A 21,241-nucleotide genomic window follows, 5' to 3' on the forward strand; every position below is an offset into this window, starting at 1 on the left:
TTACAGTTTAATTTTTAAAATACTACGTTCATACCAAACAAGAATGTTGTGGTTTTTGGATAAAAATTATTTGAATCTACACCCGGTGCCGTTCCTCCTTGTTCAACTTCAGGATCAATTCCGGTATATTTTGTGATCACAAACAAATTGTTTACAGTTTCGTAAATACGGATCTTTTTGATATATCGTCCGACTTTTCCAAAATCATAACCCAGTGTCATATTATCTAATCGGATATAACTTCCGTCTTCTATAAAGCGCGTTGAATATTTGTAAGCATTCAAGTCATTTGGCGATTCATCTGCGGCATCAACGAGAATATTACTGGACATTGCTGTACTAGGTCTGAATAAATCGGCACGAGTTGCATTGAAGATTTTGTTTCCAAATACTCCACGGAAGAAAATATTCAAATCGAATTTTTTGTAAGTGAAATTATTATTCCAACCCATCATGAACTTAGGCTGTGCACTTCCTGCATAGTGATAATCTGTACCAATTTGAGGTGTTGTAGTTAAACTACCATCCTTAGCAACGTATTGAGAAACACCTGCTGCATTTTTTCCTGCATATTGAAGCGTAAAAAATTGTCCTAGAGGTTTTCCTTCTTTTAAAATTTGCAAAGTACTTCCTGTTTGTCCGCCTCCTTCTGGTTGCACTCTTCTGATTGAATCTCCTCCAATAAAATATGGATTAGTCAATTTAGTAATCTCGTTTTTATTGTGAGAAAAATTCAAACTTGTATTATAAGTAAAGTTTTTAGATTTAACAACATTACTGTTTAAAGTAACCTCGACCCCTTTGTTTGACATATCACCACCGTTTGCTACAATTGTTCCAACTGGCACCAAAACTGGGTTTACATTATAGTTGTAAATCATGTCAGTTGTTTTCTTGTTATATACCTCGATAGAACCAGATAATCTTCCTTTTAATACTGTAAAATCAAGTCCAAGGTTAGCTGTAGCTGTTTTTTCCCAATTCAAATCTGGATTTGCAGCTTGATTTGGTCCGTAAGCACCAACTTGTTGTCCGTTGTAATAAAATGTACCTAAACTTCCTGAGATAAATTGCGCTGTATAAGCATTGAATCCAGAAGAGTTACCTGTTTGTCCCCAGCTTGCACGAAGTTTCAAATCAGTAAAGATTTTTTGGTCAGCCATAAAACCTTCTTTGTCAATTCTCCAAGCTCCACCAACAGAAGGGAAATATCCCCATTGATTGTTTGCTCCAAATACAGAACCACCATCTCTTCTAATAGATCCTTGCAAAAGATATTTATCTTTAAAGTTGTAATTCAAACGTCCAAAATAAGAAATCAAACGTTTTTTCTGATACGCTCTACTATCGCCAAAATCTACTCTGTAACCAGAAACTGAACTATAATTTCCTAAAGCAAGATTATTATAACTCACATTGTCAACTGGGAAATTTGTGTTTGTTGCTTGGAATCCATCTCCTAAAACATCTTCTTGCCAAGAATAACCTAAAACAGCTTTTAGTTTATGATTTCCGAATGTTTTGTCCCAGTTTAAGAAACTCTCAATAATTGTATTGTTTGTTTGATATGAGTTTCTAAGCGCTGATCCGTTTACACCAAAATTCATTAATGAGTGAACTTGTGGTGGATCAGGATTGTTGTAGAAATTCGAGCTATTGTATTTTTGGTAATAACTATCATAATACTCCCCATGCAATGAATTTAATTGTTGGTAAGAAAGATTTAAGTTATAAGTAAATCCCCAAGGAAGTTTAACTTCAGTCGTTAAGCTTCCAACGAAATTGTTCGTTTTTGTATCGTCATCAGCATGATTCATCATTGCCACAGGGTTAAAATAACCTGTTTGAATAAAATTCTCGAAATAAGTTCCGTCAGGATTTGTTATTGGAGAAACTGGCAAGTGATTGATTGCTTGTTGAAGCACAACATTTCGTTGCGGAACATTGTTGTATTTACTATTTGAATTGGTAACATTCAAACCGAATTTTACATGATCATCAAAAGCATTTTGCTCTATAGCTAAATGCGCAATTACACGTGAAAATTCATTCCCCTGAAGAACTCCCTCTTTATTGATGTAACTTACACTCGCAAAGTAATTACCATGCTCTCCACCGCCGCTCATCGACAGGTTTTGAGTTGTTGAGGGAGTATAACCAGGTCTCAGAATTGCATTTTGCCAATCTGTATTTGCTCCTTTATCATTTTCAGGAGTAAAGCTTAAATTATTTTTTGTTAGGAAAGATCTCAATTGATCTGCATTCATCATATCAAGCTGATTCGAAACTTTTTCAAAACCAAAATAGTTGCTATAACTAATTTGTGATCTGTCTTTGCTTCCTCTTTTTGTTGTTACCATGATAACTCCGTTGGCAGCACGGTTTCCATAAATGGCAGTTGCCGCTGCATCCTTTAATACATCAATTGTAACGATATCATCAGGTGCAATAATTGAAATATCAACACCTGGAACTCCATCCACCACATAAAAAGGACCTTGTGAGCTGTTCAAAGTCGAAGCTCCACGCAAAACCACTGAAGCAGTTTTAGTTGGATCACCGCTGCTTGAAACATTCAAACCAGAAACTTTACCTTGCAACAACTGACCAACATCGGCAATTACACCATTATTTAAATCATCCGCTTTTACAGATGAAACTGCAGTTGTTAAATTTTTACGTGATCCTTTTCCGTATCCTACCACCACCACTTGCTCTAAGTTTGTAGAACTAGAAGCTAATCTAATCGTATAATTTGATTGCGATCCGTTTACTTTTATTGTTTGGTCTACAAACCCAACAAATGATACTAAAAGACTTGTATTCTTATTCAAAACAGTGATTTTGAATCTTCCGTCAAAATCGGTCATGGTACTATTTTTAGTTCCACTTTCAATTACATTGGCTGCTGGTAATGGCATGCCTTTGTCGTCCAAAACTACACCGGACACTTCTGCTTTTTGCGCCCAGCAATTAAAGGAGAAGCCGGCAAAAAAGACTAATAATAATAGTTTTAGTTTTTCCATATTAAGTTAAAGTTAGTTGGTTAAATAATTGTTAAGCGAAATTAGCATTATTGCTTTGTTTAGTAAATGGACAGATTATTCATAAACATGGATTTTTTAATTATCCCAACAACATCAAGGCTTTACACGCTAATTCTGTCATATTATATCCTTTAAAAATTCGATATCTTTCTAAAATTACAACTTTATCAAAGGCAAGTAATTCAGAAATATTTCTTAATTCTCACAAATTTCAATATCCTATTTTTAAATCCTTTTATATTTTTTTATGCTAAAACATTTCATTGCTTTCACACCATTTTATTTCCCATTTTTTTATTGATTCTCTCACTTTCAATTCATCAAACGGTTCGTTTTTTATTACTGCTTCTTTTTGAGCCTTCAAAAACATCTTCCATCTTGGCCAATAATATTCTTTGTACATTCCTTTCCAGGCACGAGAAGCATAATCATTTAAATGTCCTTCGCCTCCCCAAATCGTGATTAATGTTTTGGCGTTTTTTAAGTATAATTTTGATTCAGATTCAGAACTTCCATAATTCCACGCCGATTTTAGCCAGTGATTTAAATTATTTAAAGGCTCACCTGCTATGACAGCATCAATTTCCAAAGCTTGTTTTTCTATTTTGTTAAAGAGTTCATCTCCTTTTTTTATGTTTTTTTCTTTATAAGCTTTCACGCATTCCATCAATACGTCATCCATAATAAGCGAATAATAATGTCTGGAAACTTCAATTACATCATAATTATACAGACTTTCTTTGCTATAATTTTTGGCTTCTTTTTTCAAAATGTCCAAAGCCTGTTTCAATTTTTCTTTATTTCCCGGATTTCCTTTAAACGCTGTTATTTCTTGCGTTGGTCCTTTAAAAAACAAATACGCCCCTGCTTTTTCCTTCCACCAGCGAGTTTCCCAATATTTTGTGCTATAAACCGATTCGATTAAAAGTTGCCAAGCCTGAGCAACTGGCGCCGAAATATTCTTTCCATATCGAGCTTTTAGATATTTCTGCAACCAATCATTTACTGTTTCTTTTCCTTGTTCCCACGGAAGATCATAAATGTATTCATAGACTAATGAATTATTATTTAATCCTTCTGGCATTGCGCCGTAACCAACTATATTTCCTTTATTTGGATTCTTAAGCAAACTTGTCAACTCATTTCTGTAGAAATTCAAATCACCGTAAACTGGATTGGAACCACCATAATTATGTACATAACCATAAGTCCATTGTTTTCCATAAAAAGCTTCTTGATTTTCCCATACTTTATATCGGTCATTTGCATAATCCTGAATCATAGTTTTATCATTCGGCACCTTGCTCAGAAAAGCCTTTGTAGCTTCTTTGGTCCAAAACTCTTTATTATCGCCGAAAAGCCAGCCCTGCATTACCCAAGTCGAACCAGGAGAAGCTTCATTGATGGCTTCATAAATTGCTTTTCCATAATCTGACAACTCATCATATTTATGTTCTTCTGAAACAGGTGGTATTATTTCGTTAAAAGAATCCGCCAAATAAAAATCCGATTGACCATATAATTTAGCATAAATCGCTATAAAGCGCTTTCCTATTTCTTTGAACAAAGGATCTTTTGGATCTAGCAAATAAGTGCTTTCAAAACCTCCTCCCGACCACGATTTCAATTCTTTTATTTTAGATTCTGGATGTTTTTCTGCAAACGCTTTTGGCACATAACCGCTAAAAGCTGGAACCACAGGATGCATCCCCAATTCTCTCATTCGTTGAAGAATTTTCTTTTGAACATCTTCTTTTTTAGCAATCCACTCTTGTGGCAATGGACCTTCAAGGCTATTGATATTTCCCATTCTTTGCCAAGGCAAAAAAGCTGGTCCAGCAAAATGCTCCTGCAACTGACGATCAGTTAATCCGTACTCTTTCCATAATAATTGCCAAGCGGCTTCTTGTCCTTCCATTGCTGTCGGAAGATTAATGCCATGAAAAGCCATCCAGTCAATTTCTTGTTCCCAGCGTTTCCAGTCCCACCAAGGAGTCGTGTAACCAAACGTACAGGCATTCATATATTCTCTATACTTAAAAGGCGTAGTTTGTTTTTTTGAATATTTCGGCCATGTTTTTGGCAAATCGATTCTATTTCCTTCCCAACTTATCAAAACAGCACCGATATCTCTCAAAAAATTATATGCTGCATAACAAATTGCCGTATTTGAAGTACCGGTAATTTTTACTGTGTTGGCTGTAGTTTCCACTTCAAACCAATCTCTTTCATCTTTTTCTTTTTTATTGGCAATTTCAAAAACAAATTCATTCGAACGCTTGCCTATCAATCTTTCTAGAACAGCCGAAGCACTTTGTGTTTTTTGCGTATTTTGACAATATGCACTTGGCATCAAAATAAATAATGCAAAAACAACAAAGGATTTTATCAAATGCTTATCGCACTTAATTTTGAGAAATTCATTTTTCATATAAATTTATTTATCGCCAGACTTGGCTTCATTAATTTTTAAAAATAGCTACAGTTTTATTATTGTGCAGAAAGAACAATTTCGCAAAGACTGAATTAAAGATAAAAGTATAGAGAATGAAATTTGGGAGAATGGACATATCATTCAAAACCATAGAAATATTAAGCAAAAATGCCCCAGCAATAAAATTGCTAGGGCATCTCAAGAAAAAGACCTGATTTCAACAGGTAGTCAACATTTTTTTTAAATGTTATTTGGCCGGATGATTACTGCTAAACATATCGCGATGCATTTTCCAACCGTCTTTTGTTTTTTTCCAAATCACGATTATTTTTCCGTCATCTAGTTTTTTGCCGTTCATATCCGTCATCTCATAAAAACTTTCTTCGGTTACAGTTGTTTTTCCGTCTCCATAAAGATGCTGAATAGTAAATTTAACATGCACTTGAGGTCCGCCTCTAAAGAAAGAATCGATTTGCTTTGCGCCACATTTTGGTTCTGAATTTGGCGGAAACAAACAAGCATCTTCTGTATATCTCGCCATAATTGAACCGTCGTTTTTGTTAGTAAAATCAGAGAACGTTTTGTTGCTATCTTCAATTACTTTTTTGACCTCTTTTAAAGCTGAATCTGTCGTTTGGGCTTTACACCAAAAAGTAAGCATCATAAATGCACTTAAAATAATTTTTGTTTTCATGGTTTGTATATTTTTTACAAAGGAAATTATTCTCAAATCCCGAAAATTGTAAAATAACGAACAACTCTTCAGAAAGCTAAAAAGCTGTATAACAATAGTTCAACAATCAAGAAAAATCCTTAATTTTAACTAACCTTCATTTTTGTACTATGACCGATATCTCACAACTTCGAAGCTCCATTTTTAAACATCTTGACGGTTTAGCAGTTGCTCCCACTGCAATTGCATTAAAAAACAAGGCCGTTTTAAATTATATTCTGAAGAAAAAAACAGTACAATTAGCCGAACTTACCGCTACTTTCAAAGCAAATGAAGGCTACTTGAATGTGGGTTTGAGAATTTTGGCTTCGCAAGGATTCTTAGATTATGAAATCGATAATCGCACTCAAGAAATCGTAATTTCGGTAAATGAGAAATCAGAAACTGCTTTTTCATTATTTTATCTTTATGAAGATGTAGTGGATTTGCTTCAATTTTCAGCTCATTTTCATCCGTGTTTATTTGAAGATGCACCATTCGAAAAACTAAATTTAATTTTTGAAAAATATAAAAAGAATTACGGACTAGAATCTTCTAATAATCCTTTAACAAATGATATTCAAAATCAAATTTTAAAACATATTGAAGGTTATTTGATCGGACCTACAATTGTCCGTTTGGCCATGAAAGGCATGTTTCATAAATATTTTATGGAAACATCCTTCAAACCAGAAGAATTTCATAAATCACCCGAAAACTTTAAAAAAATACTCGATTTTTTTGTTCATTTAGGATGGTTTTTAGAAAAAAAAGGAAATTATCAATTTACGGAAATCGGTTTGTTTTTTGCCAAAAGAGCCAGTGCTTATGGCGTTACGGTTTCGTATTTGCCAACATTTGCCAAAATTGAAGAATTAATGTTTGGCGATCCAACAGTTTTAAGAATGATAGCCGATGGCGAAAATGAAATTCACGTAGATCGGGAAATGAATGTTTGGGGAAGCGGTGGCGCACATGATACTTATTTTAAAGTGGTAGATGAAATTATAGTCAAACTTTTTAATTTGCCGATTGAAGAACAACCAAAAGGAATTTTGGATATGGGTTGTGGAAATGGCGCTTTTCTGCAACATATTTTTGAAGTAATCGACAGGCAGACTTTAAGAGGAAAAATGCTAGACGAATATCCGTTATTTTTAGTTGGAGCCGATTATAATCAAGCAGCATTGAAAGTAACCAGAGCTAACCTTATAAAAGCAGATATTTGGGCAAAAGTAATTTGGGGCGATATTGGACGTCCCGATTTGCTTTCAGATGATTTGCGAGAGAACTATAATATTGATCTGAAAGATTTGCTTAACGTAAGAACTTTTTTGGATCATAACAGAATTTGGGAAGATCCAGAAAACGTAAATACAGAAAGAATCAGTACTTCTACTGGTGCTTTCGCTTTTAGAGGAAAAAGAATCAGCAATAATCTTGTTGAAGATAATCTTTTGGAGCATTTGCAAAAATGGTCGCCTTATGTACGGAAATTTGGCTTGCTTCTAATTGAATTGCATACAATAAATCCAAAACTCACGTCTCAAAATTTAGGCAAAACGCCTGCAACGGCGTACGACGCTACACATGGCTTTTCTGATCAATATATTGTTGAAATAGACGTCTTCAATAAAATTGCTGCCGAAGCCGGATTATTTCCTGATCCAACATTTTTCAGAAGATTCCCCGATGCTGACACTGCGACGGTAAGCATTAATTTATTGAAAGGGAATTGATTTGCAAATAATCATCGAATTTTTAAAATAAAAAAACTCCAAAATCAAAAGACTTTGGAGTTTTTTATATCATACTTTCTAAAATATTACATTTCGTTCAAGTCGTTGAATTCGTGTAAAGATTTTAATGTGCTTTCGTAAAATAAGATAGCCGCGATAAGGTTTCCTTTATCAGAGTAAGGCATCATCTTTCTTTGGAAATCAACAGTTGTGTCTAAGAAAGTTGTAGTACCAAGTGCTTGAGTATCTAACACTTTTTTGTGCTCATTATCGTCTGGAATACCTAAATCAGCCATTGTAACTCCTGGTTTTGTAACCAAAGCAATGTAAGGAAGTGTTTTTACCAAAACTTTAATACGCTCGATGTACAATTCTAAAAGTTCTCCCTTTTGCATACCGCTCAATTCTTTTTGATCATGGTATTTACGGATTAGGGCTGTTGTACTGATAATACTTCTTGGAGCATTTTTTGCTTGTGCTGATACTGCTACAGTAGCCAAGAAGCATAGAAAACTTAGTAAAAAGATCTTGCTTTTCATTTGTTAGTAGATTTGGTTAATGGTGTTTCGAAACAAAAATATATAAATTAACTTAAATTGCAACTGTATTGATTTCTTTTTTGCAATTAAATTTTCGTTTATATTAATTTATAGGTTAAATATTACAAATTATTAAAAATTCAATCTTAAATTCTTATGACTTTATGATTCTGAAGCGTCCTGGATATTTAATCCATATGCTTTTCTTGTTGCCATAATAGTCCATATATTCTTCGCAAACAAATACAGCATGTGCAGTTGACCATGCAACCACACCGCAAAACTCACTTCCTGCTTCGCGTTTTAGTTTTTCGATTTGTTTGCCTTTTTGAAATCCTAAATACTTATAGATTGTTGGTGTATATACTTCACCGCTTTCTAAATCTTCCAATGCTTTGTCAAAAGTATCTTCTTTATCTATAATCTGTTTGTATTTTGCCATTACAGCATAGGTCAGAATTGCATATTCGATTATTTTTTCGTTCTCACAATTATCTTTGATACAAACAAAATCGGCTGATATTTTGGCTTTGCTTATTTCGTCACTATTAATATGGAAAGAGTCATTGTTTTTTAAGGTTATTTTTTGCTCTTTCTCGTTTATTTGTTCGGTCACAAAAAGATTGTCTAAGCCATAAATATTTAAAGAAGCTTTAATAAATGCAATTGACGAACAATTTGTGCGTTCGCCCTGCTTAAAGCTTTCAAATATTTTATCAGAACTTAATTGGCCGTAGGTATTTGAACAGACAAAAACTAAAAATAAAAATATTGAAGTTACAGATTTCATCGTCTTTGGATTTTAATTGTTTCTCGGCATCGATTTGGGAAATGCTTTGATTTTACAAATCTATAAAAATCAACTTATAATTGTGTAAAAATATTCATTTAGAATTAAAATCACAGGACACTGCAGGATAATCTGCTGATTATCTAATATTATTTTTGAGAATGCTTCAAAAGCAAATGAATCAAAATCCTTATTTTGGATAAAAATAAAACTTCATTGCGACATTTTCACTTTAAAATGACTCAAATATGATTCAAAATAAATTTTATTTATTCGTCTTGACCGCTATGGTTACAATCCCACTATATGCGCAGCAAAACCTGAAATTAACCTACGACAAACCTGCTACAAACTGGAACGAAGCTTTGCCAATTGGCAACGGGAAATTAGGCGCAATGGTCTTTGGAGGCGTTTCACAAGAACATCTGCAACTTAACGAAGAAACGATTTGGGCAGGAGAACCGGGGAATAACGTTCCGAAAAATACTTTTGACAGCATTCAGAAAATTAGAAGACTTTTAAATGAAAGCAAATTTGAAGAAGCTCAAAATCTATCAAACAAGACTTATCCTAGAGCTGTTCCAAAAGACCTAAATTATGGAGTGCCTTATCAAACGATGGGCGATTTATACCTTGATTTTAAAGAACACCAAAATTTTAAGAATTACAGCCGAACTTTAGATATTGAAAATGCAATCAGCACGGTTTCTTATGAAGTTGATGGAGTAATTTTTAAACGTGAAATCTTTTCTTCTTTCGCAGATAATGTCATTGTGATTAAATTATCTTCTAGTAAAAAAGGGAAACTTAATTTTAATATTAGTCTTGCTTCTCCTCATTTAAAGAAATCAATCTTTACTTCTGACCATCACTTAATTGCGACTGGAACCAGCAGTTCTTGGGAGAATAAAACTGGGAAAATCAATTTTAAAACCGAAATTATCCCTGTTTTAAAAGGCGGAAAACTAACTTCTTCTTCAGATCAATTGACCATTTCTGGAGCAGATGAAGTGGTTGTTTACTTATCAATTGGTACTAATTTTAAAAAGTACAATGATATTTCGGGAAATCCTGATGAAAAAGTTTCAAAATATCTAAAAAATGCGCTTAGCAAAAAATATAATGATGAACTGAAAGCGCATATTCAAACGTATCAGAAATACTTCAATCGCGTTAGCCTGAATTTGGGAACGTCTGAACAAGCCAAAAAACCAACTGATATACGAATAAAGGAATTTGCAAATTCCAGCGATCCAGCACTTGTAGCATTGTATTTTCAGTTTGGCCGTTATCTTCTAATTTCTTCCTCACAACCTGGAACACAACCTGCAACGCTTCAAGGAATTTGGAATTACCAGCTTAATCCGTCTTGGGACAGCAAATACACCGTCAATATTAATACTGAAATGAACTATTGGCCTGCTGAAAACACGAACTTAAGCGAAATGCACGAGCCCTTGTTTGATATGATTGATGATTTGGCCATAACTGGACAAGAATCAGCGAAAGAAATGTACCATGCGAGAGGTTGGAATATGCATCACAACACAGATATCTGGAGAATTACCGGTGTCGTCGATGGCGGTTTCTATGGTATGTGGCCGATGGGCGGTGCCTGGCTGACACAGCATCTTTGGAATCATTATTTATATACAGGCGACAAAGAATTTCTGCGAAAGCATTATGAAGCATTAAAAGGAGTCACACTATTTTATTTAGATGTTCTGCAAAAAGATCCTTCAAATAAATATCTTGTCGTCTCGCCTTCTATGTCGCCAGAAAATAAATACTTTAAAGATGTTAGCATAACTGCCGGAACAACGATGGACAATCAGTTGATTTTTGATGTTTTTAATAATTTCATAAATGCTTCAAAAGTTCTAAACGAAGATAAAAGTCTTTCAGATGAAGTAAAAATTGCATTGAGTAAATTACCCCCAATGCAAATTGGTCAATATGCTCAGTTACAGGAATGGTTGATCGATATGGATAAAACCGATGATAAACACCGACATATTTCGCATTTGTATGGATTATTTCCGTCTGGGCAAATTTCGCCTTTTAGAAATCCTGAATTGATGGAAGCTGCAAAAAACTCCATGACCTATCGCGGCGACAAATCAACAGGTTGGTCCATGGGTTGGAAAGTAAATTGGTGGGCAAGATTGTTGGATGGAAATAGAGCTTTTAAACTAATTTCTGACCAATTGACTCCAGCGCCTCTAGAATCAAAAGGACAATCTGGAGGAACCTATCCTAATCTTCTAGATGCTCATCCTCCATTTCAAATTGATGGAAATTTTGGCTGTACTTCGGGAATCGCTGAAATGCTGGTTCAAAGTTATGACGGGTATATTTATATTTTGCCTTCACTTCCTGATGCCTTGCCAAATGGTTCCGTAAAAGGTTTAAAAGCAAGAGGTGGCTTTGAAATCGACATTGAATGGAAAAATTCACAATTGACAAAATTCGTAATCAAATCTTCTTTAGGCGGAAATGCGCGAATCAGAATTGCTAAAAATGTGGAACTTAAAACTAAACTACAAACCGCTAAAGGTGAAAATCCAAATGAATATTATCAAGTAAATCCTATTACAAAACCTCTAATATCAGAAAAGGCGGAATTGAAAGGAATTGTTGTTCCAGAAACACAACTATTTGATTTTGAAACAAAAAAAGGCGGAACTTATACTTTTGAAGCAAAATAAAAACAATATCTTTATATTGATTTAGAATAAAAAATGTCCAAAAACATAATTTTAAAATCAATATATGGAAAACAATGCGCTAATTCAGACTGAAGCATGGGTAATTGCACTTTTGCTATTTGTTTTAATGATTATTTCAAGTTTTATTGGAAAAAAAATTGGGAATTACATTCAGAGCAAAAGGCCTCCAAAAGAAAAATCTACTGAAACATCAGCGCTCGTTGCCTTGCTTTTTTTCTTGCTGGCTTTTACATTCGGAATGAGCAGTGATCGTTACAATTCACGAAGACAAATTGTTGTTGAAGAAGCAAATGATATTGGAACAGCAATATTGCGAAGCGATTTGTATCCAGATTCTACAAGAACGCTTTTCAGAAAAGATTTTAAGGATTATGTTGAAGCTCGAATAGCTTATTTTGAAGCTGGTGCAAACTTAAAAGGAATTTTAGCCGCCGACAGTTTGTCTCAAGTCATTTCAGCGAAATTATGGAAGCGTGCAACAGATCTTTCTAAAGACCCTAATAATCTTGCCGCAACACAACAAATGATTCCTGCTTTAAATATCATGATTGATGTTACCTCCACCCGACTCGCTGGAGAAAAATCAAAAGTACCGCAAAGTATTTTGATCATGCTATTTTTTCTATCGATTATAACAGCATTTTATGGTGGTTATTCGGATGGACGAAGTGGCAGAATTGATTGGTTGGTACAAATCGGTTTTTGCCTCTTAATCTCTTTGGTCATGCTATTTACGCTCGATTTAGACCGACCACGAAGGGGTTTTGTAAATCTGGATGTTCCAAATCAGACCATCATCGATTTGAGAAAGAATTTTAAATAATATAAAACATAAACTAATAAAAACGGGATTAGTTCTCATCGAACTAATCCCATTTTTGATTTTATAAGATTATAAAAACTTAGAATTTAAATGTCACATTTGCTGTCAAGCGCGTAGGGTTTTGCGCCGCAAGTCGGTATGACCAATATTTTTCGTTTGTCAAGTTATCGACTTTCAAGCCAATTCTATACTTTGGTTGATCGTAAAAAAGCGAACAATCCAAAACGGTATAAGACGGAATTGAAAACTTAAATGTAGTCGTATTCGTTTGATAATATTCACTTCCGTAAATGCCTCCAAAACCAATTCCAAATCCTTGTGCACGTCCAGTTACAACTCTATAACTTGCCCACAAGTTGGCCGTTCTTGGTGATCCGGCCGTACTTGGTCGTAAACCTTCAACATTTGGGTTGCTTTTTTCGTATTTACTATCGTTATAAGTATAACCAGCAACGACATTTAATCCCGAAATTGGGTTTGCAATCAATTCAGCTTCAAAACCTCGGCTGACCTGAGTTCCATCTTGAATCGAGAAATTAGCGTGATCTGGATCGTCGCGTGTAATATTAGTAACGGCAATATCATAATAACTAAGCGTAGCCGATATTTTAGGAAGATCAAACTTAAATCCACCTTCTAATTGATTTGCTTGATTCGGCTTAAACGTATTCCCGTTAAAATCAGAACCAGAAACATTGCTAAATCCGTTCATGTAGTTCCCGAAAACAGCAATTTTATCTTTCATGATTTGGTACACCAAACCAAATTTTGGAGACAAAGCCGTTTGGTTGTAATTTCCTGCGATCGAATCACGACTTGGGTAATAAGTTCCATGATTTTCGTATTTATCAACGCGTAAACCTCCCATTGCCAATAATCTATCTGTTACATTCAACACATCCGAAACGTAGGCGCTGTAGGTATCTTCGTCATTGGAAACAAAATTAGTGAATGTCGCGTTCGCAAACATAGGTTGTACTTTCTGAATATTGAAATTGTTATATGCAGCACCTGGTTTTTTATAATCCATTGCTGGCATGTTTACTGTTGCATCATTTCGAGTGGCGCGCAGACTATAAAAATCCAAACCTGCTACAACTCTGTTTTTAAGTTTTCCGATATTGAATTGTCCAATGAAATTCTGTTGAATATCAGTTCCATAAAATGGTGATTCTTGATACGTAACCTGTTGTCTCAAAGTAGTATTTGACATCATTTGCAAAGCCACTACGTAGCCATCAGAAGAGGATCTTGTTCGAGACAAAAGAGTCTGTGAGGTCCAATTATCAGATATTTTATACTTTAATTGTGTAAATATATTATACTGTTGGCTTGTATAATTGATTGTATTATTTGCATAAGACAGTTTGTACGGAATTTCAAGTTCTTTAATACTTGTCGCAGTTCCTTTTGTATATGGCGCAAGTCTTGTTGGAGAAGTTGCTTTGTATAAACCGAATTCAATATCAATCAAAAGATCCAAGCGGTCATTGATTTTGTATGAAAAACTTGGAGCAATTGAGAAGTTTCTATTAAAACCAGCATCTTGAAAACTTCTTTCACTATGCAAAGCACTATTGACTCTCAATAAAGCTGTTTTGTCTTGATTTATTGGCGTATTGACATCAAAAGTCAATCGGTTCAAATCCCAACTTGCAGCAGAATATGAAACTTCGCCCTTAAAAGTGTCAAAAGGTTTTTTAGTAACGCGATTAAACAAACCTCCAAAAGAAGATAAAGTACTTCCAAAAAGTGTTGCAGATGGTCCCTTAATTACTTCAATACGCTCTAAGTTTGCCGGATCAATTGTAGTATAAGTAAAACTTCCAACACCATTTCTAACTACTTGTGGTGTAGGAAAACCGCGAGACATTGAAGTTGTACGACCTTGATTACGAACTTCGGCAATACCCGCTCCAGGAACATTTTTAAAAGCGCTGTTGTAATCTGTGACAACTTGTTCTTTCATTAATTCCTTGCTTACTACGATATAAACTTGTGAATTTTCAATGTTTTTCAAAGGCATTTTAGCCACATCAAAACTCTCTTTTTTCGCAAATCGGTTTCCTCCTGTTCGAATTACAACATCATCTAAATTTTCAATTGATGTATTTACTTTAATATCAATGGAAATTGAAGGTGTTTGCTCTGTAATTTCAGCTGTTTCCAACGAAGATTCATAACCTGACATTGAAACTTCTAAAGTATATTTTCCAAATGGAACTTTTTTGAACTCATAATTTCCCGCTGAGTTTGTTACAGCAGTTTTATTTATTTCAATCAATTTGACCAAAACTCCCTGACCTGCATTTCCTTCGTTAGTAATTACACTTCCAGAAATTTGTCCGTTCTGAGCAAAAGCTGAGCCAAAACTGAAAAATAAAACCACTAATAACACTGCAATATTATTGAACAATGATATTTTTAAACGGGGTATTTTTATAAAAAAGGATATTAAATGTAGTGCTATTTTCATATTGTGTTTATTTATACTTATTCTAAATTAAGGCGCAAATGAACAATATTTATTCCAATCTATCAACTCTATCACCATATTTTTTTAGAAAAAAATCACCAAAAATAAGCGTCAAAAAAACACTAAATCAAATTCTTAAAACGTTCTAATTATTATTTGGACTATTTCTAAAATACAACTATATTTGCGCGCTAAGCCCTATTATTTCTAATAAATACATTTCGATCATGATTTCAGTTCCGAGTCTAAAGCAAATAAAAAACGTCACTCGCCAAATTCACTTATGGCTTGGACTAGCTACTGGAATTATCGTTTTCATCATTAGTATAACAGGCTGCATTTATGTTTTTGAAGAAGAAATAAGAAGTTTCTCAAAAGAAGAAAAATTATATGTTCCAGTTCAAGAAAAACCATTTATCGGGCTCGAAAAAATTGTCGAAAGTTTTGAAAAAGAAGTTCCAAAGCAAAAGATTACTTTAATTAAGATAAACCAAAAAATTCCAAACGCAGCCGTAGAAATCGGTACCAAAAAGAAGACTTTTTATTTCAATCCTTACAATGCCACTTTAATTAACAGCGAAAAACAAGATTGGCTTACCGTAGTACGAAAACTTCATACCAATTTGCTTTTAGGCGAAACAGGTGGTTTCATTCAGCGATGGGCTGTGGTGATTTTTGCCATAATGCTCTTGACGGGATTAATCTTATGGTTTCCACAACAAATCAGATCTTTAAAACAGTCGTTGACTGTAAAATGGAAAGGAACTTTTAAAAGAGTGAACTATGATTTGCATAATGTTTTAGGATTCTATGGTTCTTTCTTTTTGATTGTCATTGTATCTACTGGTCTGTTTTTTGCCTTTAAAGAGGTAAAAAATGCAGCCGCTTTTGTTACCGGAACAAAACTTAGCGAAGGCAGGAAAGTACATTCAGAAATGATTCACCAAGAATCTTCAGCCGCACGATACGACCGAATTTACAAAACAGAAAATCAGAATTATCCTGGTGCAAATACCGTAACCTTTTCTATAAAAAAGAGCGAGGAAATTAGATTGAGAATGTTGTACCCTTATAAATGGTCAAGAAAGCAAAATACATTCTTTTTTAATGCCGAAACTGGGCAAATGCTGCGCTATAAATTATATGAAGATTTTAATACTGCAGACCTAATAGAAGCTTCGAATTATGATATCCATACGGGAAGATTTTTCGGCTTATTCGGTAAAATAATTGCTTTTCTTGCCAGTTTGATTGCGGCAAGCTTACCGATCACAGGATTTATTATTTGGCTTAAAAAGAAGAAAAAATCAAAGAAAAAAGCTCCTGCAAAAAAGACGCATAAAAAATTAGAAGAGGCAATAATTTAAATATCGCCTCTTTCAAATTTTATATTATTTAGGCTTTTGTTCCGTAAAGGAAGATCCTTTTAAAAGCGTAAATAGCAGGAAGTTTCGGGAAATTGACTGCTATTCTTTCTTTATAAACAGCTGTAAAAAGTTTTTTCTGCTCTTCATTCAAAAGTTCCATATACGGAATCAATGCTGAGCCTGAAATAAAATCATAAAGCTCGTCGTGATTTTGAGCAATAATTGGATATACTTTCTGAATCACCTGTATGTCCTCAAGTCCGCCATCAAACATTAGCTGTGCATATTGATCCATACTTAAAACAGGGGAATTTCTTTTCCAGCCTTTCAAATAACTTTTAAAAGGTTCTTCATCAACTAGCTCATGCAATATTTTATTCAATACATTTTCATTCTGAACTGGCATTTGTACAGCAAACTGTCCGCCCGAGTTAAGTGAATTGATGAGTTTTGGAAATAATTCTTCGTGATTGTCCGACCATTGCAAGGCGGCATTGCTGAAAACTAAATCCCATTTTTTATCCGAATTAGCGATTGCTTCAATTGAAAATTGTTCAAAATGAAGATTTTCTGTCTCAAATGCTTTTGATTTTACCAGCATTTCAGCAGAAGAATCAACGCCAAGAAAATTTAGCTGTTTGAATTTCTCGGCCAAAAAAATCGACTGCTCTCCAGTGCCGCAACCTAAATCAATTGCATTTCCAGCTTCTGCAGGCTTTATAAGCTCCATTAAATCTACGAAAGGTTTGAATCGGATATCTTTGAACTTATTGTATATTTCTGGATTCCAAGGCATATCTATTTTTATTTATAAGTTATCTTTATTTAATCGGTTTAATAAATCTGTTGGTGCATATCCAAATTTCTTTTTAAATGCGGTTGAAAAATGCGAAAGATTTTCAAAACCTGTTTCATAACAAACATCAATTGGTTTTTTCTTTTTTTCAGAAAATTGATAATGTGCTAATTCCAAGCGTTTTTTCGTAAGCCAACGTTGTGGCGTCATATCAAAAGTTTTGCTGAAATCTCTTTTGAAAGTAGTCAGACTTCGTCCTGTTAAATAACTAAATCTTTCTAACGGCAGATTAAACATAAAATTTCTTTCCATATATCCCGCCAAATCTATTTTTCCTGGTTCTTCAAAATTCGCCAAAATAGAGTCAATTTCTTTATCGATTGTTCTAAGTATAGTAATCGCTTCTGTGATTTTAAGGGAAGCAATGTCATCCGGAAGATTATCAATATCAAAATATGGAATCAAAGAGGCCAAACAGCTTTCTAACAAAGGATGAGCATTAAAGCTATATATTTTATGAGATTCAATCGTTTTAGGCTTTACCTCAATTTTCGCATAAAAATCACGTAATTTCGCTACAGATAAATGCATAACGACGGTTTTGTGCGGTTGTCCGTCTTTAGGGTAATTGATTATAGTTGCCAGTTGATTTCTCGGAATTAAAAAAATATCTCCTTTTTTATAAACATATGTGGCATCTGCCTGTACAATTTTTGTTTCGCCCGAGATAAACCATATTAGCATATGATGTTCAAACATAACATCTAATTTGAAAAACTTATCTTCATAACAGGAAAGTTTGATGTCTTCGGTAATATATTTTGCTTCGTAATCCATTGCTTTTTCTAACAGGAAAAACTGCTGTTTATTTCTTCTAAAGATATTAAAAAAATAAGCAGCAGTCTTTTTTTGCTTTAATTAATATTGAATTTGATTCCTGTGTTTTTTTCGCTCCAACTCCACAATTTCTTGGCATTTTTTTCATCCAATGCATATTTTTTTACGCCGGGAGTTATATGGTCAGCATTTGTTACTGAGGCGATTTCTGAATCTTCACAATAAACGCCACCAATAGTGTTGAGTTTAGGACTTACAGCACACCAAACTGTAGTTGCAGCGCCTTGCGGAATGGTTTTTAAAGATGCCGCTACTTCAGGCAAAATAGTACCCTCTGCATCACAAAATCCCATTTTAATAAATAATTCCAATGGAGCTTCTCTAGCCAATTCAGTTCCGCCAATAGCTCCTGGATGAACCGAATAGGCTCTTACGTTGAATTCTTTTGCCCTTTGATCCAACTCTAACGCAAAAAGATTGCTTGCCGTTTTTGATTGTCCATAAGCCTGAAGTGTTTCGCATTCTCTATTAAAGAAATTTGGGTCTTCAAAATCGAAATTCCCAAATTGATGTCCTTGTGAAGATACATTTACTATTCTTGCGCCATTTGCATTTTTGAGCGCCGGCCAAAGTCTTGCGGTAAGCTGAAACTGGGCTAAATAATTTGTCGCTAATTGTGATTCAATACCATCATTTGTTCTTCGAAGTGGCACCCACATAATTCCTGCATTGTGAATAAGCAAATGAAGTGTTTTATTTGAAGCTAAAAATTTCTCCGCAAAAGCATCAATTGATTTAGAATCTGACAAATCCATTGCTTCAACTTTTACATTTGCAATATTTGACAAATTTCTATTTGCTTTTTCTAAATCTCTTGCTGGCACTATTACTGTTGCTCCTGCAGCTGCAAGTACTTTTACGGTTTCCAGGCCAATACCTGTATTTCCACCTGTTACTATTGCAATTTTTCCAGTAAGATCAATACCTTTTATGACTTCGCTAGCTGTTGATAAAGCATTAAAACCAGAATTGATTGGCTGTTGTAATGCACCTTGATAATTGTTTTGTTCCATTTTTTGAAATTTTTTAATTGTTTCTAACTGGAACAAAGGTATTATCAAGGTATTGGTTCAACTTTGTTTAAACGTCTCAATTCACTTTGCTTAAAAGGCCATTTTTAAGAATAAAAATTATTTTTTTGCATCATATGGAATATATTGATCCCATTCCCAAGGTGTATATGTATCTGCAATTGCCGTTTCTAATAGATATTTTATGATTTCTCCCGTACTATAGCTATTAGACAAAATCAGCATTCCGATTCCCTTTTCTGGAAAAACAATACTATAATTCTGAAAACCAGAACCCTGCCCTTCTTTAAAAGCGCCAACTCCATAAGGTGATTTTAAAACGCCCCATCCTAAACCATACGAAAGATCGATTGCATCATTCCAATTGCCATCTTCTGTTGCGCCAGGCCCAAACTGATTCTTAGAACGAATGCGAATCTGCGAACTAAACATTTCTTGATACGATTTCGGTTTAAGAATCTTTTTGTTCAAAATTGCCGTAAGGAATTTGCTGTAATCTTCTGCAGTTGTTTCGAGTGTCCCTGCTCCTCTTGGTGCATTATCTTTATCCTTTTCCTGTTTTTTTCCATCATTATCATAACCATAAGCATAATCTTTTTCAAATTTTTCCTGCCATTTATAGCTGGAATTTGTCATTCCTAATGGTTTGAATATTTTTTCTTGAGCCAACTCTTCCAAGGGTTTTCCTGTAATTTTCTCAATCACAACTTGAAGATATGTAAGCCCTTCGCCTGAATAACTATATCTTGTTCCGGGCTCAAATTTTATGCGGAATTTTTCATCAGGTTCGAACCAACGCCAATTTGGGAATCCAGCAGTGTGATCCAAACACAATCTGGCTGTAACTTTAACATAATTAGGACTTGCTTTCAAATCAGTGTAATCTTCATGCCATACTTTATGTTCATATTCGTAAATTGGTTTTGGAAGATAACTTTGTAATGGCTTGTCTAAAGTTATGACGCCTTCTTCAACCATTTTCAGTACTAAAACAGCAAAAACCGCTTTACTTAAAGAAGCGCCGTACATATTAGTTTGAAATTGCAATTCTTTTTTATTTTCGACATCACTGTAACCAAAAGCCTTCATATAAACAGGCTTTTTTGTATTAAAAACTGCTACAGCCAATCCTTTAACATCGGCTTTTGCCATTAAGGTTTTGATTTTGTTGGTTAAAGAATCCGAGGAAATAGAAGTTCCGTCGAGTTTATGAATTGAAGTAGATTTTTGGGCAGACATAGAAAAAAGACCTGCAAGAAAAGTAATCAAAAGAATTTTTCTCATTTTAAAGTTATTAAAAGATTAGCCTGTTTTCGATTTTTATCAGACAACCGACTTAAGCTTTTAAATAGCTTTTCTAAAGTACAATCATCGTTAAACAATCTGATTATAAACTTAATAGAAAAATAAACAATTTCAAAATAAGAATTTTCTAGTTTAATTTTACCGAAATCATACCAATGGAATTTTAATCCTTATTGCTTTTTTTTAGAATTCAAAATGGTTTTTCTAATAATAAATAAGCAAACTCCGTATCCAAAAAAGATGAAAAGCAATAACATCATTTCAACTATTACATTTTGCGATACAATCTCAAGAATCATATCTACAATATTTAATTCAAAAATAAACAGCATCTTCTCTGGGTAAATAAATTTTAGTCGTGATCATTTATACACAACTTATAGGGTTGTTCTGGAATTTTTTTTAAAGAAAATCAAAACGCTTAAACGCCTTTAAACACTTGGGTTTTCAAAACTATTCTTCAAAATTGCCAAATAAAATCTTCATTCAAAATGATTCATTTAAAAAACATTTCAAAAATAGTGTTATTTTTACACTTATAACTATTTTTTAACCG

The 21,241-nt window shown here is 34.0% G+C and carries 14 protein-coding genes; 4 read left to right on the plus strand and 10 right to left on the minus strand.

Translation table 11 applies throughout. The features are described 5' to 3' along the window. Positions 1-14: 14 nt before the first annotated feature. The 3 genes from AAYQ19_RS00525 to AAYQ19_RS00535 all read right to left on the minus strand — a co-directional run bounded on the left by AAYQ19_RS00525 (position 15) and on the right by AAYQ19_RS00535 (position 6,175). Positions 15-3,026 carry a SusC/RagA family TonB-linked outer membrane protein gene (locus AAYQ19_RS00525; protein ID WP_343532730.1) on the minus strand — a complete coding sequence of 1,004 codons (3,012 nt, stop codon included), beginning with the start codon at positions 3,024-3,026 and terminating at the stop codon, positions 15-17. 271 nt (positions 3,027-3,297) lie between these two features. Next, positions 3,298-5,478, minus strand: coding sequence for an alpha-N-acetylglucosaminidase (locus AAYQ19_RS00530; RefSeq protein ID WP_343532732.1), 2,181 nt, complete (start codon positions 5,476-5,478; stop codon positions 3,298-3,300). 250 nt (positions 5,479-5,728) lie between these two features. Further along, positions 5,729-6,175 carry a YybH family protein gene (locus tag AAYQ19_RS00535; protein WP_343532734.1) on the minus strand — a complete coding sequence of 149 codons (447 nt, stop codon included), beginning with the start codon at positions 6,173-6,175 and terminating at the stop codon, positions 5,729-5,731. Between the two features lie 149 nt (positions 6,176-6,324). Here AAYQ19_RS00535 and AAYQ19_RS00540 point away from each other — a divergent pair, with 149 nt between their 5' ends. Continuing rightward, the gene (locus AAYQ19_RS00540) at positions 6,325-7,932 is read left to right on the plus strand and encodes a class I SAM-dependent methyltransferase (RefSeq protein WP_343532735.1); all 1,608 of its coding nucleotides are present in this window, start codon (positions 6,325-6,327) and stop codon (positions 7,930-7,932) included. Positions 7,933-8,018: 86 nt separating this feature from the next. Here AAYQ19_RS00540 and AAYQ19_RS00545 read toward each other — a convergent pair whose 3' ends face one another. Both AAYQ19_RS00545 and AAYQ19_RS00550 read right to left on the minus strand, forming a co-directional pair. Continuing rightward, complete coding sequence (locus AAYQ19_RS00545) at positions 8,019-8,471, minus strand: hypothetical protein (protein ID WP_132991169.1); 453 nt, start codon at positions 8,469-8,471, stop codon at positions 8,019-8,021. A 154-nt stretch (positions 8,472-8,625) separates the two neighbouring features. Beyond that, entirely contained in the window at positions 8,626-9,261 is a 636-nt protein-coding gene (locus AAYQ19_RS00550) for a hypothetical protein (protein ID WP_343532739.1), read from the minus strand. A gap of 248 nt (positions 9,262-9,509) precedes the next feature. Here AAYQ19_RS00550 and AAYQ19_RS00555 point away from each other — a divergent pair, with 248 nt between their 5' ends. Then, on the plus strand, positions 9,510-11,969 hold the full coding sequence (locus AAYQ19_RS00555; protein ID WP_343532741.1) for a glycoside hydrolase family 95 protein: 2,460 nt from the start codon (positions 9,510-9,512) through the stop codon (positions 11,967-11,969). 64 nt (positions 11,970-12,033) lie between these two features. Further along, complete coding sequence (locus AAYQ19_RS00560; protein ID WP_343532743.1) at positions 12,034-12,813, plus strand: bestrophin-like domain; 780 nt, start codon at positions 12,034-12,036, stop codon at positions 12,811-12,813. Between the two features lie 79 nt (positions 12,814-12,892). Here AAYQ19_RS00560 and AAYQ19_RS00565 read toward each other — a convergent pair whose 3' ends face one another. Continuing rightward, complete coding sequence (locus AAYQ19_RS00565; RefSeq protein WP_343532745.1) at positions 12,893-15,289, minus strand: TonB-dependent siderophore receptor; 2,397 nt, start codon at positions 15,287-15,289, stop codon at positions 12,893-12,895. A gap of 227 nt (positions 15,290-15,516) precedes the next feature. Here AAYQ19_RS00565 and AAYQ19_RS00570 point away from each other — a divergent pair, with 227 nt between their 5' ends. Further along, positions 15,517-16,656, plus strand: coding sequence for a PepSY-associated TM helix domain-containing protein (locus AAYQ19_RS00570; RefSeq protein ID WP_343532747.1), 1,140 nt, complete (start codon positions 15,517-15,519; stop codon positions 16,654-16,656). 28 nt (positions 16,657-16,684) lie between these two features. Here AAYQ19_RS00570 and AAYQ19_RS00575 read toward each other — a convergent pair whose 3' ends face one another. From AAYQ19_RS00575 to AAYQ19_RS00590, 4 genes are all read right to left on the minus strand, one after another. Then, complete coding sequence (locus AAYQ19_RS00575) at positions 16,685-17,452, minus strand: methyltransferase domain-containing protein (protein ID WP_343532749.1); 768 nt, start codon at positions 17,450-17,452, stop codon at positions 16,685-16,687. A gap of 12 nt (positions 17,453-17,464) precedes the next feature. Then, positions 17,465-18,289: a helix-turn-helix domain-containing protein gene (locus AAYQ19_RS00580; protein ID WP_343532751.1), complete on the minus strand. Its 825-nt coding sequence runs from the start codon at positions 18,287-18,289 to the stop codon at positions 17,465-17,467. Between the two features lie 77 nt (positions 18,290-18,366). Beyond that, complete coding sequence (locus tag AAYQ19_RS00585; protein ID WP_343532753.1) at positions 18,367-19,362, minus strand: SDR family NAD(P)-dependent oxidoreductase; 996 nt, start codon at positions 19,360-19,362, stop codon at positions 18,367-18,369. A 117-nt stretch (positions 19,363-19,479) separates the two neighbouring features. Continuing rightward, on the minus strand, positions 19,480-20,664 hold the full coding sequence (locus tag AAYQ19_RS00590; RefSeq protein ID WP_343532755.1) for a serine hydrolase domain-containing protein: 1,185 nt from the start codon (positions 20,662-20,664) through the stop codon (positions 19,480-19,482). Between the last annotated feature and the right edge of the window lie 577 nt (positions 20,665-21,241).

The organism is Flavobacterium mesophilum (assembly GCF_039581405.1).
Taxonomy (GTDB): Bacteria; Bacteroidota; Bacteroidia; order Flavobacteriales; family Flavobacteriaceae; genus Flavobacterium.

What these genes read in the sequence shown, in the direction of transcription:
- AAYQ19_RS00560 (WP_343532743.1), top strand. Translation starts at nt 12,034, where the DNA reads ATGGAAAACAATGCGCTAATTCAGACTGAAGCATGGGTAATTGCACTT.
- AAYQ19_RS00590 (WP_343532755.1), bottom strand. Translation starts at nt 20,664, where the DNA reads ATGAGAAAAATTCTTTTGATTACTTTTCTTGCAGGTCTTTTTTCTATG.
- AAYQ19_RS00585 (WP_343532753.1), bottom strand. Translation starts at nt 19,362, where the DNA reads ATGGAACAAAACAATTATCAAGGTGCATTACAACAGCCAATCAATTCT.
- AAYQ19_RS00550 (WP_343532739.1), bottom strand. Translation starts at nt 9,261, where the DNA reads ATGAAATCTGTAACTTCAATATTTTTATTTTTAGTTTTTGTCTGTTCA.
- AAYQ19_RS00580 (WP_343532751.1), bottom strand. Translation starts at nt 18,289, where the DNA reads ATGGATTACGAAGCAAAATATATTACCGAAGACATCAAACTTTCCTGT.
- AAYQ19_RS00525 (WP_343532730.1), bottom strand. Translation starts at nt 3,026, where the DNA reads ATGGAAAAACTAAAACTATTATTATTAGTCTTTTTTGCCGGCTTCTCC.
- AAYQ19_RS00540 (WP_343532735.1), top strand. Translation starts at nt 6,325, where the DNA reads ATGACCGATATCTCACAACTTCGAAGCTCCATTTTTAAACATCTTGAC.
- AAYQ19_RS00565 (WP_343532745.1), bottom strand. Translation starts at nt 15,289, where the DNA reads ATGAAAATAGCACTACATTTAATATCCTTTTTTATAAAAATACCCCGT.
- AAYQ19_RS00535 (WP_343532734.1), bottom strand. Translation starts at nt 6,175, where the DNA reads ATGAAAACAAAAATTATTTTAAGTGCATTTATGATGCTTACTTTTTGG.
- AAYQ19_RS00545 (WP_132991169.1), bottom strand. Translation starts at nt 8,471, where the DNA reads ATGAAAAGCAAGATCTTTTTACTAAGTTTTCTATGCTTCTTGGCTACT.
- AAYQ19_RS00575 (WP_343532749.1), bottom strand. Translation starts at nt 17,452, where the DNA reads ATGCCTTGGAATCCAGAAATATACAATAAGTTCAAAGATATCCGATTC.
- AAYQ19_RS00555 (WP_343532741.1), top strand. Translation starts at nt 9,510, where the DNA reads ATGATTCAAAATAAATTTTATTTATTCGTCTTGACCGCTATGGTTACA.
- AAYQ19_RS00530 (WP_343532732.1), bottom strand. Translation starts at nt 5,478, where the DNA reads ATGAAAAATGAATTTCTCAAAATTAAGTGCGATAAGCATTTGATAAAA.
- AAYQ19_RS00570 (WP_343532747.1), top strand. Translation starts at nt 15,517, where the DNA reads ATGATTTCAGTTCCGAGTCTAAAGCAAATAAAAAACGTCACTCGCCAA.